Raw genomic sequence first — 17,127 nt, forward strand, 5'->3', positions numbered from 1 at the left:
AATAAACGATAGGTGCAACCATGAGTAGTGTAGATTCCCTGGATTCCTTGATGACGCAGTTGCGCGCTCTGGCCGATCAGGCACAGGGTGTCAAAGTGCCGGATAAATCCGCTACCGGTCCGGATGATTTTGCCAACACCCTGAAAAGCATGGTTGGGTCGGTCAATAATCAACAAAGTCAGGCGAATGCACTGCAGTCGGATTTTTCCAATGGCGACAAATCAGTCAGTCTCAGTCAAGTGATGGTTGCTTCGCAAAAAGCGGATCTTTCCTTTCAGACCATGCTTCAGGTGCGCAACAAGCTGGTTTCTGCGTATCAGGACATCATGAATATACAGGCATGATTCCATGCGTTTCTAGCACTTGCGTAGATTCTGCTGATGGCGACTGAAACCGCTACGAATCTCAACCTGGCGGGCGGAGCAGCACAAGTGCAGCGCCGCTGGAAGGAGCTGCCGCCGAATCGCCGTCTGGGCGTGTTGGTAGCTTTGGCTGCTGTGCTTGCCGTTCTGATTGCCGTAATTTTCATGAATGGAAGCACTTCGTACAAGGTGTTGTACACCAATCTTTCGGATCGTGATGGTGGGCAGGTTATTGCCGAGTTACAGAAGCTGAATGTGCCCTATCAAATTGGCGATGGTGGTGTAGTGATTTCTGTACCAGCCAATCAGGTTTATGCGACCCGCATGAAATTGGCCGCAGACGGGTTACCCAAAGGTGCCGGTGTGGGGTTCGCCATTCTGGACCATGAACCCATGGGTACCAGTGATTTTGTGGAGCACGTGAATTACCAGCGTGCTTTGCAAGGCTCTCTGGAAAGAACCATTGCCTCCCTCAGTTCTGTGGAAGGCGCCAAAGTACATCTGGCCATGCCCAAGCCCTCGGTGTTCCTGAGCGAGCAGGAAAAACCTACGGCTTCGGTAATGCTGGACTTGTATCCTGGTCGCGCACTTAGTAGTGCCCAGGTGGCCGGTATTGTTCATCTGGTTGCTGCCAGCGTGCCGGGGCTTATGGATAAAAATGTTACGGTAGTGGATCAGCATGGCAATATACTGAGCACCCGTGGCAATGCGGATAACGGATTACAACCCTCCCAGCTGGCTTATCAGCGTAGCGTGGATCAGCAATACGAAAAACGTATTCAGGCTATTCTGACCCCGATTGTCGGTGCCAAAGGTGTACGGGTGGCCGTATCGGCGGATATTGATTTCGCTAAAAGCGAAAGCAGTTCGGTGAGTTATGGTAAAGGTCAGATTCTCAGTCAGCAGACCCATAGCACTTCTGGAACCGGTGGTTCCGGACCTTATGGGGTTCCCGGGGCGCTCTCCAACACACCTCCGGGAGTAGCGGTAGCACCCTTGGTTGCGCCGGTGGCTTCCAATTTGTCACCCGGAGCGCTTATTGCTCTGGCCCCCACCCTGAAAATGCTGGCACCTACCGAAAGCAGCGCGGATGCAACCACCAACTACGATGTGGACAAGACTATTGTGCACACGGTTCAGCCTGTGGGAACCGTCAAACGCCTGTCTGTGGCAGTGCTCGTCGATGATCAGGTTTCTGAAAGTTCTTTGGGTGCCGTCAAGGCAAAACCTTTATCGACAGCGCAATTGGCGCAAATACAGCAGCTGGTGGAAGATGCCATTGGTTATAGTGCCAAGCGCGGTGATACGGTTAAAGTGGTCAATATGCCTTTCACCACCCAGTCAGCGGCAAGCGCATTGCCCTGGTGGCAGCAGTCCTGGTTCTTGAATCTTATGAACAGCGGGTTGCGCTATCTGGTCATTCTTTTTGTGGCATTACTGCTCTACTTTGGTGTGGTCCGCCCGCTTTTAAAACGCCGTGCGCGCCAGGAGCCCAGCATGGATAGTGCGGATATGAAATCAGGAGACGATTCTGTGAATCGGACCCCGGCTTCCTCTCCAGAATCAGCAGCAATGGCTAATGCTGAAGCCATTCGCGAGCAGGTCAATATTCCCGGTAACCCCCTGGAAACAGATTTGTATGTTTCCCGGCAGCTGGTCATGCAAGACCCTGCCAGAGCCGCGCAGGTTGTCAAAGAATGGTTATCTAATGAGCACGAGTGAAGACCTCAGTGGCATGGATCGTAGTGCCATTCTTTTGTTGAGTCTCGGTGAAGATGAAGCTGCTGAAGTCATGCGCCATCTGGGGCCGCGAGAAGTGCAGAAGCTCGGCGCGGCAATGGCCCGGATGTCGCACATTTCCACGGACCAGGTACAGGTAGTTCTTTCGGATTTTCGCTCCCGACTGGAGCGCCAAACTTCTTTGGGAGTGGGCAGTGATCAGTATATTCGGGCCATGTTGACCAAGGCTCTGGGTGCGGATAAAGCGGGTAGTTTGATTGATCGGATTCTTCATGGTGGTGATGCCAGTGGTCTGGAAAATCTGAAATGGATGGATGCCCGTTCCATAGCCGACTTGATCAAACTGGAACATCCCCAGGTGATTGCCATGATTTTTGCCTATATGGAGCCGGAGCAGACGGGAGAGGTCATTCATCACCTGCCTGATCGTCTGGTCAGTGAAGCCATGATGCGTCTGGCCAGCCTGGAAACGGTTCAGCCTGCTGCTATTCGTGAGTTGAATGAAATTCTGGAGGAACAAATTTCCGGTGAAGCGCAAAGTCTGCAGGTGGCCAGCCTGGGTGGACCAAAAGCGGCAGCTGATGTTCTGAACCGCCTGGAAACCAGTCTTTCATCCAGTATTCTCGACAATATGCGTGAGACCGATGATGAGTTGGCCGACAAGGTCCAGGAGAAAATGTTTGTCTTTGACGATCTGATCAAGCTGGATGACCGCAGTATGCAGGTGTTACTGCGTGAAATACCCTCGGATGGTTTTGTGACGGCATTAAAGGGCGCGAATGCCGCCTTGCGCGAAAAATTCTTTGCCAACATGTCCAAACGTGCGGCAGAAATGATGCGCGACGATCTGGAGGCAAAAGGTCCGGTGCGGGTTAGTGAGGTGGAAAGTAGTCAGAAGGCGATTTTGCAGATAGCGACTCGACTGGATGCCGCTGGTCAGCTCAGTCTGGGTGGTGGCAGCAGCGAGGCTATGTTGTGATTGGACAGTCACTGTGAACAAGCGTGCGGAGATCATCTCCAGAGACAGCAGTGCGCAGGTGCAGCGCTGGCAATTGCCGGAAGTCAAAAATTTTTCGACAGCTTCCCAAGGTGGTATGGAGTCGTCCCCAGAAGCGGGCGAAACCCTTTCTGCTGCCGCCATCGCTTTACCAACTGCCGAACAGCTGCAGGCCATTTATGCGGAAAGTGAGCAGAAAGGACATGAACAGGGCTATCAGCAAGGTTATAAAGAAGGGCAGGCTGAAGGCTATAAAGAGGGACTGGCCCGGGCTGAAGCTGAAAGACGTTCTTTGCAGGATATTCTGTCCGGTCTTTTTTCGCCCTTACAGGTCCTGGATGCGAGCGTTGAGCAATCTTTGCTGGCGCTGTCTCTGGAAATTGCCCGTCAGGTTATTCGTCACGAATTGCGGCTCCGCCCGGAAGTATTGCTGCCTTTGTTGAAGGAAGCGTTGCGTGCGGTACCTCTGCGGAGTGTCAACCCTGTTATCCGTTTGCATCCTGATGATGTGGATATGCTGCAGCGTCTGATGCCCGAACTTGCCGACCAGGGAGTGGACTTGCTTGCTGATGCCCAAATCGAAAGGGGTGGCGTCCTGGTTTCTGCAGGTCTGGATGATAATGCGGCCAGACCCGATCGCCGTTGGCAGGATCGTGATCTGGATCATGCGGCAACGCAGCTTGATTTGCGTCTTGAAAATCGCTGGCGTGCTGTCCTCGAACGCTTATTTGGCGAGCTTTCAGTATGATGCTGCGCTTTACTGATCGTCAAAAATTGTGGGGAGATACCCTGAATCATTATACGCAAAGACTACCTGAAACCTTCCCCGCCTTGTTACCCAGTGGCCGCCTGGTGCGCATGGTGGGGCTGGTTCTGGAAGCGGAAGGGTTTGATGTGAGTGTGGGTACCCGCTGCCGGGTGGAAGCCAGCAATCAGCGTGGTATTGATGCCGAAGTAGTCGGTTTTCACAACGAAAAACTTCAGTTGATGGCTGCTGGTGATTTGCACGGAGTCAGGCCCGGTGCCCGGGTACAACCCTTGTCCGGAGAAGCGCAGGCGAGCGTCAGCGAACGTCTCCTGGGTCGCGTAGTGGATGGGCAGGGTCAGTTTCTGGATGGTCTTGGTCCGGTATCAGGACTCATCCGCGTGCCGCTCTTGGGGGTCAACATCAATCCCATGCAACGTGCCCCGGTTAAACGCCCCCTGGATGTTGGTGTGCGCGCCATCAATGCCTTGTTTACCATTGGTCGCGGGGCTCGTATGGGGCTTTTTGCCGGGAGCGGCGTCGGCAAAAGTGTTTTGTTGGGTATGATGGCGCGACACACCGAAGCTGATGTGATTGTGGTGGGGCTGATTGGTGAACGTGGTCGTGAAGTCAAAGAATTTATAGAAGATATTCTTGGTGCGCAGGGGCTGCGTCGTGCTGTCGTGGTCGCCGCGCCTGCCGATGTTCCGGCTTTGACCCGAATTCGTGGCGCCCATCTGGCAACGGCTATAGCGGAATATTATCGTAGCCAGGGTAAGCATGTTTTGCTGCTCATGGATTCACTCACCCGATATGCCATGGCCCAAAGAGAAATTGCCCTGGCAGTAGGCGAACCACCCGCTGTGCGTGGTTATCCACCTTCCGTTTTTGCGCGGCTGCCGGCACTGGTGGAACGGGCGGGCAACGGTCCAGTGGGCGGTGGGAGTATTACCGCTTTCTATACCGTTTTAATGGAAGGGGATGACCAACAGGATCCCATTGCCGACAACGCCCGGGCAGTTCTTGACGGGCATTTGGTTTTGTCGCGTAGCCTGGCGGAACAGGGTCATTATCCGGCAATAGATCTGGAAGCCTCCATCAGTCGGGTCATGCCCAATATTGTATCTTCTGCTCAGATCAATCAGTTGCATCGTCTAAAACGTCTTTACAGTCGTTATCGGGAACATCAGGATTTGATTGCGGTGGGCGCATATACACCGGGCATGGATCCATTGCTGGATCAGGCCGTACGTGCTTATCCGGCGATTCTGGGATTTCTCCGGCAGAATCAGCAGCAGTCCGTGTCTTTGGTGAGCAGTCAGGAGCAATTGGCGCAGATCATGACAACATATATGGAAGAGGGTTAGTTATAGATGATGAGCCGCCAGAACGTCTTGTTATTTTTGCGGGAGGACGCTGATAAAAAACAGAAAGAAATTGCTATTCGTTTAGGGAAGCAGCGAAGTTTACTGAATGAAGTGCACCATAAGTTGCAACTCCTGGAAAATTATCTGCAGCAGTATCGAAATCAGGCGATTGCAGCCGAAACCTCAGGAATCCTCAGTAGGCAGGCTCTGGATACCCGCAATTTTATTCAACAACTGGAGCAGGTTTTGCAGATTCAAAAGGAAAATGCCCTACGTCAACAGCAAAGCGTGGCCCAAATCCAATCTGAATGGGCTTCTGCCCGTGCTCAGGAAAAAGGCTTTGCCGCTTTGGCACGGCGTATCGAGAGAGAACAACATGAGCTGGAATTACGCAAAATTCAGAAAGAGCTGGATGAATGGGCGAATCGTCGCCCCGGTTGTCAGTAAGCTGGTGTGGAATTTGCTTGGGTTCTGTCTGAAACTTTTAAGCTGAGGATTTATCCGGATGGCAGCTGTAAGCATCGTCAACCCTGTGTCTTCATCGGGCCTTGCCGCAAACCCCTTGGGTAAGGTCAGTACGCCAGCAGGTAATGAAAAGCCGGACAGCATAAAATTTGTTGCGCTTATGGCCAAACAACAATCCCGGGAAACGCCGCCACAAAAGTCGCCTGAGCATACGCACCATGACCCGAATCCGAATAGGCTTTCGCCACCCTCTGCCGAAACCGTGCAGGCAGACGCGACGCCTTCTGTGCAATCCGTAAGCGGCAAAAGTTTGCCGCAGTCGCAGTCAAATCCTGGCGGTCAAAATGGATCAGTTGCCAAAGAGGGCGATCACAAAAAATCGAAGGATCAATCAGTCAATCCATCCACAAACATGACAGAAAATGCGTTGCTGCCAAGTGGGCTAATGCCTTTACCAGTCACCCTAGCGCCTGGTTCCAGTCAGGCGCTTTCGTCCGTTGACGTTTCTGGAGAGGGTAACGCTGCGGCTCATAGAAATGGTCTCGGGAATCAGTCAGCACAAGTCTCAGAAAATTCCATCTTGCGCCGATCTTCCCAATCGGGCCTCTTACAGTTAGCAGCGGCTGATCACGCGGTCACGGACAATCAATTAACTGCTTCAGTAGCGCATTCGGCCAATCAAGATGGGTCATCCTCGCAAATTGTTGGACATTTTCTGCAAAATCTCGCACGGGCTTTCGCTGCGAGTTCGACTACAGGCGCGCAATCTGTCGCATCAAGTGCTTTCAGCAATTCCCGGGTCGATGCTTCCACACCATTATTGAAGACCGTTTCTGATTCGGGAGCCAGCCTTGCAGATAATAGTGCGCAGCCGTTACTGGCCAGCACGATTATGTTACCACCCGTTGCATCTACACCTTCTGCACAGGTTGTGGCAGCTCCGGTTGGTGCGAATCCGCAGTGGGGAGAAGCTCTGGGGCAGCAGGTGCAGTTTTTGTTGGGGCAGGGCATTCAACAGGCAACATTACAGCTCAATCCGCCGCATTTAGGTCCTCTGGAAGTGCATTTGGATATTCAGGCCAATGGACAGGCCAATGCGACTTTTATATCGCCGCATCCGGAGGTTCTGCAAGCGATTAGCACGGCCATCCCACAGTTACAACAAAGCTTTGCCGCTGCGGGTATGAGTCTTGGACAAGCCAATGTGGGTGCGGATGGTGGTGGACGGTTTTTTTCTAAAAATAGGCCAGCGCCGGCGGGCACTGTCAAATCCACGACCGAGCCGCTGGACAGTACTACGTCTTCCACTATTCTCAGAGTGCATTTGGGCCTGATCAATGCTTTTGCATGAATCTTGCAATGCCCTGACACTCCATATACGGTGACGCCATGGTACAGGATATTCTTTCTCAGGATGAAGTGGATGCTCTATTTAAGGGCATGTCAGATGGTGATGTCGAAACACAAGCAGAACCTGAGCCTGATCCGGGCGGTGTTCGTCCCTATGATCTGGCGAATCAGGATCGGATTGTGCGTGGTCGAATGCCTACTTTGGAAGTGGTTAACGAACGCTTCGCACGATTATGGCGGGTCAGTCTGTTTAATTTTCTCCGTCGTACGGCTGAAATTTCTGTGGGTCCGGTGCGCTTAATTAAATACAGTGAATTTATACGCAGATTGGTTGTTCCCAGTAATATCAATATTGTGCAAATTAAACCCTTGCGGGGATCCGCATTGTTTGTGTTTGATCCACGACTGATTTTTGCGGTAGTGGATAATTATTTTGGAGGAGATGGACGTTTTCATGCGCGTATTGAGGGGCGTGAATTCACGCCTCTGGAGCAAAGAATCATTAAACGACTGCTGGACCTGGCATTTAAAGACTTCAAAAATGCCTGGACACCCGTAACCGAATTAAATCCGGAATTAACCCGTTCCGAGGTGAACCCGCAATTTGTCAGCATTGCCACGCCTACGGAAGTGGTGATTGTCAGTACATTCAATGTTGAACTGGAGTCGGGTAGTGGTACGTTTGAAATATGTCTGCCTTATGGGATGGTGGAACCCGTCCGCGATCAATTGACCGCAGGAACGACTGCAGACCGTTCGGAAATAGATCGGCGTTGGGTACAATCTATGCAAGACGAAATGCAGGAAGCCTCCCTGGATATGGAAGTGCAATTTCTGCAGACTCAGCTGACGCTTAGGCAATTATTGGCGCTCCGTGATGGAGACATTATTCCTGTAGAAATGCCTGAGGAGGTTTTTGCTCAGGTGGATGGTATCCCGATTTTCTCCGGGCGTTATGGGGTTTCTAACGGAAAAATTGCTGTGCAGTTGGAAAAACATTTATGTCCGGAAATGATTGTTGGGCAGACAGCTATGGCAGCTATGGAGAACTAAAAGATGGCTGAAGAACAGAATATTCCGGCGGCGTCTGCATCAGAGCCTGCTGACAATGCTCAGGCAGATGACATTATGGCCGATTGGGCAGCAGCAATGAGCGAACAGGAAGCTGCTGAAACTGGTGTTGAAAATAATTCCGAACCTGCTTCCGGAGTTGCAGAGGCTACTGCAGAGCAGGATGTTGCTTCTTCAGCCGCATCTGCAAAAACAGCAACGCCCGTGCCAATGCCGGAATTGCAAGCGTCTCGATCGACGGGAACCCAGGCGCAAAATCTCGACATGATACTGGATATTCCAGTAACGCTTTCGGTGGAATTGGGGAAAACCAAAATTCAGATTCGTAACTTGTTGCAGCTTGCCCAAGGTTCGGTGGTTGAGTTGGAACGCCTTGCCGGTGAACCCATGGATGTTCTGGTCAATGGTTATCTGATCGCCCAGGGCGAGGTCGTGCTGGTAAATGACAAATTTGGTATTCGTTTGACCGATATTGTCAGTCCTGCAGAGCGCGCCAAAAAATTGCGATGAAACGACTTTTTGAAACGCCAAAATTTTGGCTGATCTTCTGGATACTGTCAGGGTTCAGTCCTTTGGCCCAGGCGAGTACTCCCGCCGTAATGGAGACGGGCAGCCCTTTCTCATGGATGGCCATATTGCAGTTGTTCGCAGCCTTGTTGTTTGTATTAGCTGTATTTTTTGTGGTGATCTGGATGCTCAAACATTTCCAGCCGGGGGCAATGAATAATCCGGTTGCTGGACTCAAAATAGTGACATCCTTGCCTTTGGGTACGCGGGAACGTCTTTTGCTAGTACAGGTCGGAGAGCAGCAATTGCTACTCGGGGTAACACCAGCAGGTATTCATCTGTTGCATACCCTGGAGACAGCGCTGCCGGATACGACCAGTAATTCAGCAACGGCTTTTGCCAGCTGGTTACGTACTGCGATGGAGAGGCGTAAGCAAGGAACATGGAGCCCAATCACCCCAGCCCCCAAGGGAAATGTAAAAACCGGCGATCAACTTCCGCCTTCAGGAGATGCTTCACCGGACTGATGTTTTTTCTCTTGCCGGAAGTTGCCCTGGCCGGAGGACTCCCGGCCTTGACCGCAACGCCACAGGCTGGAGGCGCTACGGAGTACAGCCTCAGTATCCAAACCCTGATTTTCATGACCGTGCTGGTTTTTCTGCCAGCGATGTTGCTGATGATGACAGCATTCACCCGCATCATTATTGTGTTATCCCTGCTCAAACAAGCCCTTGGTTCTACCCAGATGCCTCCGAGTCAAATTATTGTCGGGCTTTCCCTGTTTTTGACGTTTTTTGTGATGGCTCCAGTTTTTCAGCAACTCAATACCCAGGCCCTGCAGCCATTAACCAAAAACCAGATCAATCTCACCGAGGCCATGTCTCGTGCCGAAGGACCCCTGCGAACTTTTATGCTCTCCCAGACCCGACCGGACGACCTGGCGCTTTTTGTCAAATTATCCGGACACAAGCAGTTGCAGGCACCTGCCGATACGCCCATGACTTTGCTTGTTCCGGCTTTTGTGACTTCCGAACTGAAAACCGGCTTTCAGATTGGTTTTCTGATCTTTATTCCTTTTGTCATCATTGATCTGGTCGTGGCAGCGGTACTGATGTCCATGGGAATGATGATGTTGTCACCCGTCACCATCTCTTTTCCTTTCAAGCTGATGCTTTTTGTGTTGATCAATGGCTGGGATCTGGTGATTGGTTCGCTGGTGCAAAGTTTTGTGCATTGAGGAGAACACATTATGACTCCTGAAAGTGTTATTGATGTGGGGCAACAGGCCATCTGGACGACGCTCTTGCTGTCTGCTCCGCTCCTGGGTATTGCTCTGGTGGTCGGGGTGCTGGTCAGCATTTTCCAGGCGGCTACACAAATCAATGAAATGACCCTGAGTTTTGTTCCCAAGGTGATCGCCATGGGTTTGGTCATGGTTATTCTCGGACCCTGGATGTTGCATTTGATGATGGATTATACCATCCAGCTTTTTCATAGTATTCCGCATCTTATTGATCAATGATTCACTTTACCAGCCTGCAATTAGAGCACTGGATCGGCCTGGTATTCTGGCCTTTCGTACGGGTGCTGGCATTACTTTCTACTGCCCCGGTATTCAGTGCAACGCAAGTGCCTGTCCAGGTTCGGGTGGGCTTGGCTCTGCTTATCAGCGTGGCTATTGCCCCGGCATTGCCGGCCATGCCCGCCGTGCATTTCTTGAGTGGTGAAGGGGTAGTCCTCCTGATTCAGCAATTATTAATTGGTTTTGGATTGGGTTTTGCCATTACTCTGATTTTTAGTGTGATCCAGTTTTCGGGTTCGGTGATCAGCCTGCAGATGGGGCTTGGTTTCAGCAGCTTTTTTGACCCTACTACCGGTGTGCAAGTCCCGACCTTGTCCAATTTTCTCAATTTGCTGGTACTGCTACTTTTCATGGGAATGAATGGACAATTGCTGGTACTCGCGACCTTGATGCGCAGCTTTACCTTGTTGCCGGTCAGCGCCAGCCTCAGCCTGAATCCCTCAACCTGGCATTTACTGGTAAGCGAAGGAGCCGTGATATTTTCCTTGGGCCTGGCCATTTCCACGCCGGTATTGGGTACATTAATACTGGTCAATATTGCCTTGGGGATATTGGGAAAGCTGGCTCCACAACTAAACATTTTCGTGATCGGCTTTCCGCTATTATTGGGGCTTGGACTGCTAGCCATCTATATATTCATGCCCGCCATGCAGATGCTGGTTGAACATTTGTTGAGCATGTCCATGAGTTTTGCCGGCAAAGCCATGTTGACGGCGGCACAGCCATGATGTTTCGGCCTCAGCGCATTGGCGAGGGCGTCTGATGGCGGAAGAAAACGCGCAGGAACGTACGGAAGCGGCGACTCCGAAACGTCAGGAGGATGCCCGCAAAAAAGGGCAGGTGGCGCGCTCCCGGGAACTGTCTACCAGTGCGCTGTTATTGGTTTCTGCGAGTTTATTTTATGTGTTTGCGGACCATATTTATCAAAATATTGCTGCTTTTTTGTATGCCGGCCTGCATTTATCTACTCCCGAAATGACCGATTCTGGTGATTTGCTCAGACATTTTGCACGGATGTTGACCATGGCCACCTGGATGACCTTACCTTACTTCCTGATTTTGCTGGTAGCGGTAATGGCGTCGGGACTGATGGTTGGCGGTTGGGTTTTTAGTACCCAATCCTTAATACCGGATTTTACCAAGCTGGACCCAATCAGCGGCGCCCAGAAAATCATCTCCAAACATGGTGCATTGGAACTGGTTAAAGCAGTTTTAAAAACTTTGGTAATCGGTGGCTTCGGGGTGACCTTGCTTTGGGCGCAGCGTCACGCCCTGATCGGCCTGGTAGCGGAAACCCCCGATCATGCTCTTTTACATCTGATGCGAATGAGCGGACTGGTTTTTTTGATCCTCTCCGCCACCACACTGTTGATCGTACTTTTTGACGTACCTTTCCAGATATGGACCCTGAATCAGAAGTTGAAAATGTCCCATCAGGAAATCAAGGATGAAATGAAAGAGTCTGATGGTAATCCTGAAATCAAATCCAAAGTGCGCGCCATGCAGCGGGAAATGGCGCGGCGGCGAATGATGGCAGCCATTCCTAAAGCCGATGTTATTGTGACCAACCCGACCCATTATGCCGTTGCCCTGCGTTATAAAGAAGGGGAGCAACGTGCACCCATGTTACTGGCCAAAGGTGCTGACCTGATTGCTGCTAAAATCCGTGAAATTGCAGCCGAACACCACATTCCTATTGTCGAAGCGCCTCCATTGGCTCGCGCTCTGTTTCATCATGTTGAACTGGAGCAGGAAATTCCCGCGAGCTTGTATCGGGCAGTGGCAGAACTTCTCGCCTATTTATATCAATTACGGGTTGCTGCTCCGCAGCAGTATCCGCCATTGCCGGATAGCTGGTCGGTTCCTGCAGAACTCGATAAACGGGATTAATCGATGAATTTTATCAGCCGTCTCTTACAAAAACTCAACTGGCATACTTTAGCCGCGCCCATACTGGTGATTATGGTGCTGGCCATGCTGATTATCCCGCTACCCACTTTTCTGCTGGATATTTTGTTTACGTTTAATATCACCCTGGGGTTGATTATTCTGCTGGTCAGCCTGTACATGAAGCGGCCCCTAGAATTTGCAGCTTTTCCTACGGCCCTGTTGCTAACGACTCTGCTGCGCTTGTCCCTGAACGTGGCTGCTGCTCGCATCATTCTTCTGCATGGACAAAATGGTCCGGGCGCAGCGGGACAGGTAATTGAATCCTTTGGCCAGTTTGTAGTAGGTGGAGATTACGTCGTTGGTATTATTGTTTTCGCCATTCTGGTTATCATTAACTTTGTGGTGATCACCAAAGGTGCCGGTCGTATTGCTGAAGTCAGCGCCCGTTTTACCCTGGACGCCATGCCCGGCAAACAAATGGCCATTGATGCTGATTTAAATGCGGGAATTATCGATCAGGAAGAAGCGCATCGGCGGCGAAGTGAAATTGCTCAGGAAGCCGACTTTTTCGGATCAATGGATGGTGCCAGCAAATTTGTGCGGGGTGATGCAGTAGCAGCCATTCTGATTTTATTTATTAACTTGATTGGTGGTCTGATTATTGGCATTTGGCAGCATGGCCTGAGTTTAAGTACAGCCGCGCATGATTATACCTTGTTAAGTATTGGTGATGCATTGGTCGCACAGATTCCGGCTTTGGTCATCTCCATAGCGGCCGGTATTGTGGTCAGCAGCGTCAATACCGGGCAGGATTTGGGCAAACAGCTGATCGGGCAAATATTTCAAAATCGAGAGGTGATGACTATTGTGGCGGTTATTTTGGCCATACTGGGTCTGATTCCTGGGATGCCCCATTTGCCTTTCCTGGGTGCGGCAGCATTGCTGGGCGCAATTGTCTGGTATGGCAAACTAGGTAAAACGCCAGAAAAGGTGGTCGAGCCCCCTGTTGGTGCTACAGAGCCGGAGGAGGTGACCTGGGCGAGTGTGGAGCCATTGGATCCTTTGGGCCTCGAAGTCGGATATCGTTTAATTCCACTGGTGGACAAAGGTCAGGGTGGTGAATTACTGGCACGTATCCGTGGTGTTCGCAAAAAATTTGCGCAGGATTTTGGATTTTTGGTACCGGCAGTTCATGTTCGGGATAATCTGGAATTGAGACCAACGGCTTATCGTATTAACGTAAAAGGCGTGGAGGTGGGGGGCGGAGAAGTATTTCCGGATTTGCTGCTGGCGATTGATCCTGGAAATGTTCTGGGAAAAATAGCGGGCACTCCGACCACCGATCCCTCTTTTGGATTGCCCGCCGTTTGGATTGACAAGGATGAGCGCGATAAAAGCGTTGCTTTGGGCTACACCGTAGTGGACCCGGCTACCGTCATTGCCACCCAGTTGCACCAGATTCTCCAAAGCCATGGTGCGGACTTGTTGGGTCGGGAAGAAGTGGAAGGATTGCTTTCCCATTTGGCTAGTCGCTCGCCCAAACTGGTGGAAGATGTCATTCCCAAAATGCTGTCCCCGGATAAGCTGAAAAAAGTCTTGCAGAACCTCCTGAATGAGGGCGTCCCGATTCGCGATATGCGTACCATCGTCGAAATTTTGGCGGAGCATGCACCCCAAAGCCAGGATGTTGACGAATTAACGGCGGCCGTGCGCACAGCTCTGGGTCCCTATATTGTTCAGGGACTATTTCCCGGGCAGTCAGAACTACCTGTTGCCGTGCTGGACGGGCAGTTGGAACACTTATTGCAAGAGAGCCTGCGCAATAGTAACGGCGAAGCATTGGAGCCGGGTTTGGCACAGCGCGTACTGGAAAAGGCAGGGGACTTGATGCAGCAAATGGAGGCAGGGGGTATGCAGCCGGTATTGTTGGCTATGGCCCCCATGCGTACGTTTTTGGCGCGCTTTTTGGCGCGCAGCGCTCCCCGGATGCGGGTACTTTCTTATGCGGAAATACCCGAAAGTAAAAAAATCAGGGTGGTGGCTACCCTGGGTGCCTGATTTTTCAGGATGGCGCCTGAACGTTTAACAGGAGAGAGTTTTTATGAAAATCAAACGATTTAGTGGTGCCAACACCCGCGAAGTTCTCCAGCAGATTCGGGGTACTCTGGGTCCCGATGCAGTGATTCTCTCCAATCGAGAGTCTGATGGTGAAGTGGAAATAGTAGCCGCCATTGATTTTGATGAAAAACAATGGAATGAAACCCAATCCTTACCGGCCTGGCCAGAGCCTTTGCGTACCCATCCGGAAAAAACTGAAACATTCCAACCCTCTCAGATACCGGCTAATGTCCCCACAATAGCACCGTCACCAACTTCGGCAACAGCCTCCCAACGTGACTTGCCTCATCCACTAGCCTCCGCGCCATTGCGTGATGAGCTGCAAGCCCTCAAACAGCTGGTGGAAAGACGTTGGGGGCCGCAACTGGTGCAGCAATCTGCTCAGGAGTTCTTGACAGAGATGGGTTTTTCGGACGAGTGGATTACGAAGTTGCTGGAGGAGGGCGAATCCCAGGCATGGGAGCAGAAATTGCTCAGTACTCTGCAAGAAAAAGTCGGGGTTAGCCAGGCATCTTTGGAAAAACCGGGTTTGTTTATTTTGATGGGGCCAACAGGCTCAGGTAAAACCACCAGCATCGCCAAGTTGGCTGCGGCTCAGGTGCTCCGTCATGGGCCTCACTCGGTGGCACTTCTGACGACAGATACATATCGGATTGCCGGTGTTGAACAGCTCGATATTTATGCGCGTATTCTCGGCGTTCCTCTGGATGTGATCAAAGGCCCTGAGGATTTGTTGAAATCCCTGGAAAAGCATCGTGACCGTTCATGGATATTTATAGATACTATCGGCATGGGACCCAGAGATCCTCGTTTGAATGAACAACTCCAGTGGTTTGCGGCGCTGGGTGCTGATGCGCAAAGGTTTTTGCTGATTCCTGCCAGTCTTAGCGGCCGAAATCTGGCTACTGTCCTGCAACCTTATACCGATATTCCTCTCAGTGGCGCCATTATTTCCAAGGTGGATGAAACTCCGGCCTTTGCGGCAGTGCTGGAATGGCTTGCCGCACAGCATCTGCCCGTTGCCTGGTATAGTGATGGCCAGAAAGTCCCGGAAGATATGCATGAGGCGCCGTGGGAGCAATTAATGAACTTGCTCAAGATGAATAGTGCGCTCCCTAAGGATAAACTGGCAGATGATCCGGAGAGCCGTTACCATGGCGGCCAGCTATGAATAAATCCGGGTTGAATGTATTGGTTCAGGACGAAAACAGATTGGATCAGGCAGAAGGGCTACGCCGAATGCGGGCAAGAAAATCCATCAAGGTGATCGCCATTGCCAGTGGCAAGGGTGGCGTGGGTAAAACCAATGTGGCCGTTAATCTGGCGGTAGCTTTGGCGCAGCAGGGTGCCAAGCCTCTGCTTTTTGATGCGGACCTCGGTCTTGGTAATGTGGATGTGCTGCTGGGGCTCAGTCCGCGCTATAACCTGTCACATGTGATTTCCGGCGAAAAAAGCATGGAAGAGGTGCTGATTACCGGTCCCTGGAATATCCGCATCTTGCCAGCTGCCAGTGGAGTGGCACAGATGGCCAATCTGGATACACAGTCTCAGGCCAATTTGATTCAGGGTATTGGTGATCTGAGCCTGGATATGGATTATCTCTTAATAGATCTACCTGCCGGTATCGCCGGGGACGTGCTGACATTTAGTCAGGCAGCACAGGAGGTTCTGGTAGTGCTGTCCAATGAGCCCGCTTCCATTACGGATGCCTATGCGTTAATCAAGGTGCTTAGCCGTAATCACGGAGTGCGTCGTTTCAAGGTATTACCCAACATGGTCAGGGATCAAAGAGAAGGAGATGCCTTGTTCCAGCGTATTGCCAAAGTGGCCGACGGATATCTGGATGTGACGTTGGAGCAGGTTGGCAGTATTCCACTGGATCCTGCCCTGCGTGCGGCGGTTCGTTCCCAGAAAGCAGTGGTGGAAATGTATCCGGATGCCCCGGTTTCCCGGGCGTTGCAAGATTTGGCGGCGGTGGTTGAACGCTGGCCGCACGCCTTTAATGCTTCAGGGCACATGGCTTTTTTTATGGAGCGTTTGCTGATGAAAACTCCCGAGATATCCATCTGATGAATGCTCGGCAGGTCGCTGATCCATCGGTTGAAATGAGTGCAGATGTCGCGCGTTTCGCACCATTGGTACAGCGTATTGCCCAGCGGGTGTGGGCCCGGTTGCCGGCTAATATTGAATTGGCAGATTTGGTTCAGGCGGGATTGATTGGGTTGATGGATGCGCTTTCCGGTCAGAAAAATAGTGCGGGTGAGGGTTTTGTAGCTTATGCCAGTTTGCGTATTCGTGGCAGCATTATGGATGAGCTCCGTAACCAGGACTGGCTTCCCCGGCGTGCGCGGGCCAAGGAACAATCTATGCGTAAGGCCATTAATCGTCTTGAACAGCAACTGGGCCGATCTCCTGAAGAAGAAGAAGTTGCCGCTGCGCTGGGATGGGATATCAAAACCTATCAGTCCGCTTTGCAGGATACGGGTGGGCAGATTGTTTATCTGGAAGATTTAAGTGCGGATCAGGATGTTTTTGCGGGTCGTTATTTGCGCGATAAAACCCCTGACATGACAGCCATATTGGGTTCGGCGGAATTCGCTCGAGATCTTCAAGGTGGTATAAAAATCCTTCCCGAGCGAGAACAGCAGGTATTAGCCCTGTATTATCAGGAAGAATTGACCCTGAAAGAAATTGGCATCGTGCTTGAAGTCACGGAGTCCCGGGTTAGCCAGATTATGCGTCAGGCCATTTTGCGTTTACGCAGTAATCTTGGTGATTGGAATGATGCTCCGTAAAGTGGGTGCTACATGGATTTTTTGACAATAATAGGTCTGGTAGTGGCCTTTGGCGGGATATTTTTAGGGCAATTGCTGGAGGGCGGTAAGCTCAGCTCCGTTTTGCAGCTTACGGCTTTTATCATCGTCATTGGTGGC

18 protein-coding genes are annotated in these 17,127 nt (G+C 51.4%); all 18 read left to right on the forward strand.

Translation table 11 applies throughout. The annotated features are described in order from the left end of the window. Nucleotides 1-20 precede the first annotated feature (20 nt). The 18 genes from fliE (at nucleotide 21) to fliA (ending at nucleotide 16,989) form a co-directional block, all read left to right on the forward strand. Nucleotides 21-344 carry a flagellar hook-basal body complex protein FliE gene (gene fliE, locus HJG40_RS09855; RefSeq protein ID WP_215864032.1) on the forward strand — a complete coding sequence of 108 codons (324 nt, stop codon included), beginning with the start codon at nucleotides 21-23 and terminating at the stop codon, nucleotides 342-344. Between the two features lie 36 nt (nucleotides 345-380). After that, on the forward strand, nucleotides 381-2,084 hold the full coding sequence (fliF, locus tag HJG40_RS09860; RefSeq protein WP_215864033.1) for a flagellar basal-body MS-ring/collar protein FliF: 1,704 nt from the start codon (nucleotides 381-383) through the stop codon (nucleotides 2,082-2,084). Next, nucleotides 2,071-3,081, forward strand: a complete 1,011-nt coding sequence (fliG, locus tag HJG40_RS09865; protein ID WP_215864034.1) for a flagellar motor switch protein FliG — start codon at nucleotides 2,071-2,073, stop codon at nucleotides 3,079-3,081. Before fliF ends, fliG begins: the two co-directional genes overlap by 14 nt. 13 nt (nucleotides 3,082-3,094) lie before the next feature. After that, nucleotides 3,095-3,847, forward strand: coding sequence for a flagellar assembly protein FliH (locus HJG40_RS09870; RefSeq protein WP_215864035.1), 753 nt, complete (start codon nucleotides 3,095-3,097; stop codon nucleotides 3,845-3,847). Next, the gene (fliI, locus tag HJG40_RS09875) at nucleotides 3,844-5,211 is read left to right on the forward strand and encodes a flagellar protein export ATPase FliI (RefSeq protein WP_215864036.1); all 1,368 of its coding nucleotides are present in this window, start codon (nucleotides 3,844-3,846) and stop codon (nucleotides 5,209-5,211) included. Before HJG40_RS09870 ends, fliI begins: the two co-directional genes overlap by 4 nt. A 6-nt stretch (nucleotides 5,212-5,217) precedes the next feature. Continuing rightward, nucleotides 5,218-5,658 (forward strand): flagellar export protein FliJ, encoded by a 441-nt coding sequence (gene fliJ, locus HJG40_RS09880; RefSeq protein WP_215864037.1) that lies wholly within the window; start codon nucleotides 5,218-5,220, stop codon nucleotides 5,656-5,658. Between the two features lie 58 nt (nucleotides 5,659-5,716). After that, on the forward strand, nucleotides 5,717-7,027 hold the full coding sequence (locus HJG40_RS09885; protein ID WP_215864038.1) for a flagellar hook-length control protein FliK: 1,311 nt from the start codon (nucleotides 5,717-5,719) through the stop codon (nucleotides 7,025-7,027). A gap of 38 nt (nucleotides 7,028-7,065) precedes the next feature. Further along, nucleotides 7,066-8,079 (forward strand): flagellar motor switch protein FliM, encoded by a 1,014-nt coding sequence (fliM, locus tag HJG40_RS09890; protein ID WP_215864039.1) that lies wholly within the window; start codon nucleotides 7,066-7,068, stop codon nucleotides 8,077-8,079. A gap of 3 nt (nucleotides 8,080-8,082) precedes the next feature. Next, a complete protein-coding gene (fliN, locus tag HJG40_RS15425) occupies nucleotides 8,083-8,607 on the forward strand; it encodes a flagellar motor switch protein FliN (RefSeq protein WP_215864040.1) in 525 nt (174 codons plus the stop codon). A 125-nt stretch (nucleotides 8,608-8,732) separates the two neighbouring features. After that, nucleotides 8,733-9,131 carry a flagellar biosynthetic protein FliO gene (gene fliO / locus HJG40_RS09900; protein ID WP_215864041.1) on the forward strand — a complete coding sequence of 133 codons (399 nt, stop codon included), beginning with the start codon at nucleotides 8,733-8,735 and terminating at the stop codon, nucleotides 9,129-9,131. Beyond that, nucleotides 9,131-9,841 (forward strand): flagellar type III secretion system pore protein FliP, encoded by a 711-nt coding sequence (gene fliP, locus HJG40_RS09905; protein WP_215864042.1) that lies wholly within the window; start codon nucleotides 9,131-9,133, stop codon nucleotides 9,839-9,841. Before fliO ends, fliP begins: the two co-directional genes overlap by 1 nt. 12 nt (nucleotides 9,842-9,853) lie before the next feature. Beyond that, on the forward strand, nucleotides 9,854-10,126 hold the full coding sequence (fliQ, locus tag HJG40_RS09910) for a flagellar biosynthesis protein FliQ (protein ID WP_215864043.1): 273 nt from the start codon (nucleotides 9,854-9,856) through the stop codon (nucleotides 10,124-10,126). Beyond that, nucleotides 10,123-10,914, forward strand: coding sequence for a flagellar biosynthetic protein FliR (gene fliR, locus HJG40_RS09915; RefSeq protein ID WP_215864044.1), 792 nt, complete (start codon nucleotides 10,123-10,125; stop codon nucleotides 10,912-10,914). The genes fliQ and fliR overlap by 4 nt, the downstream gene beginning before the upstream one ends. Before the next feature lie 34 nt (nucleotides 10,915-10,948). After that, complete coding sequence (gene flhB / locus HJG40_RS09920) at nucleotides 10,949-12,076, forward strand: flagellar biosynthesis protein FlhB (RefSeq protein ID WP_215864045.1); 1,128 nt, start codon at nucleotides 10,949-10,951, stop codon at nucleotides 12,074-12,076. 3 nt (nucleotides 12,077-12,079) lie between these two features. Then, on the forward strand, nucleotides 12,080-14,134 hold the full coding sequence (gene flhA, locus HJG40_RS09925) for a flagellar biosynthesis protein FlhA (RefSeq protein WP_215864046.1): 2,055 nt from the start codon (nucleotides 12,080-12,082) through the stop codon (nucleotides 14,132-14,134). 43 nt (nucleotides 14,135-14,177) lie between these two features. Continuing rightward, nucleotides 14,178-15,365, forward strand: a complete 1,188-nt coding sequence (gene flhF, locus HJG40_RS09930; protein WP_215864047.1) for a flagellar biosynthesis GTPase FlhF — start codon at nucleotides 14,178-14,180, stop codon at nucleotides 15,363-15,365. Further along, a complete protein-coding gene (locus tag HJG40_RS09935) occupies nucleotides 15,362-16,264 on the forward strand; it encodes a MinD/ParA family protein (protein WP_215864048.1) in 903 nt (300 codons plus the stop codon). Before flhF ends, HJG40_RS09935 begins: the two co-directional genes overlap by 4 nt. Further along, nucleotides 16,264-16,989, forward strand: coding sequence for an RNA polymerase sigma factor FliA (fliA, locus tag HJG40_RS09940; protein ID WP_215864049.1), 726 nt, complete (start codon nucleotides 16,264-16,266; stop codon nucleotides 16,987-16,989). The genes HJG40_RS09935 and fliA overlap by 1 nt, the downstream gene beginning before the upstream one ends. Nucleotides 16,990-17,127: the final 138 nt, after the last annotated feature.

Source organism: Acidithiobacillus concretivorus, from assembly GCF_018853445.1.
Taxonomy (GTDB): domain Bacteria; phylum Pseudomonadota; class Gammaproteobacteria; order Acidithiobacillales; family Acidithiobacillaceae; genus Acidithiobacillus; species Acidithiobacillus concretivorus.

What these genes read in the sequence shown, in the direction of transcription:
- fliE (WP_215864032.1), top strand. Translation starts at nt 21, where the DNA reads ATGAGTAGTGTAGATTCCCTGGATTCCTTGATGACGCAGTTGCGCGCT.
- fliG (WP_215864034.1), top strand. Translation starts at nt 2,071, where the DNA reads ATGAGCACGAGTGAAGACCTCAGTGGCATGGATCGTAGTGCCATTCTT.
- fliR (WP_215864044.1), top strand. Translation starts at nt 10,123, where the DNA reads ATGATTCACTTTACCAGCCTGCAATTAGAGCACTGGATCGGCCTGGTA.
- fliI (WP_215864036.1), top strand. Translation starts at nt 3,844, where the DNA reads ATGATGCTGCGCTTTACTGATCGTCAAAAATTGTGGGGAGATACCCTG.
- HJG40_RS09885 (WP_215864038.1), top strand. Translation starts at nt 5,717, where the DNA reads ATGGCAGCTGTAAGCATCGTCAACCCTGTGTCTTCATCGGGCCTTGCC.
- fliA (WP_215864049.1), top strand. Translation starts at nt 16,264, where the DNA reads ATGAATGCTCGGCAGGTCGCTGATCCATCGGTTGAAATGAGTGCAGAT.
- fliN (WP_215864040.1), top strand. Translation starts at nt 8,083, where the DNA reads ATGGCTGAAGAACAGAATATTCCGGCGGCGTCTGCATCAGAGCCTGCT.
- fliF (WP_215864033.1), top strand. Translation starts at nt 381, where the DNA reads ATGGCGACTGAAACCGCTACGAATCTCAACCTGGCGGGCGGAGCAGCA.
- flhA (WP_215864046.1), top strand. Translation starts at nt 12,080, where the DNA reads ATGAATTTTATCAGCCGTCTCTTACAAAAACTCAACTGGCATACTTTA.
- fliQ (WP_215864043.1), top strand. Translation starts at nt 9,854, where the DNA reads ATGACTCCTGAAAGTGTTATTGATGTGGGGCAACAGGCCATCTGGACG.
- flhB (WP_215864045.1), top strand. Translation starts at nt 10,949, where the DNA reads ATGGCGGAAGAAAACGCGCAGGAACGTACGGAAGCGGCGACTCCGAAA.
- fliJ (WP_215864037.1), top strand. Translation starts at nt 5,218, where the DNA reads ATGATGAGCCGCCAGAACGTCTTGTTATTTTTGCGGGAGGACGCTGAT.
- fliP (WP_215864042.1), top strand. Translation starts at nt 9,131, where the DNA reads ATGTTTTTTCTCTTGCCGGAAGTTGCCCTGGCCGGAGGACTCCCGGCC.
- flhF (WP_215864047.1), top strand. Translation starts at nt 14,178, where the DNA reads ATGAAAATCAAACGATTTAGTGGTGCCAACACCCGCGAAGTTCTCCAG.
- HJG40_RS09935 (WP_215864048.1), top strand. Translation starts at nt 15,362, where the DNA reads ATGAATAAATCCGGGTTGAATGTATTGGTTCAGGACGAAAACAGATTG.
- fliM (WP_215864039.1), top strand. Translation starts at nt 7,066, where the DNA reads ATGGTACAGGATATTCTTTCTCAGGATGAAGTGGATGCTCTATTTAAG.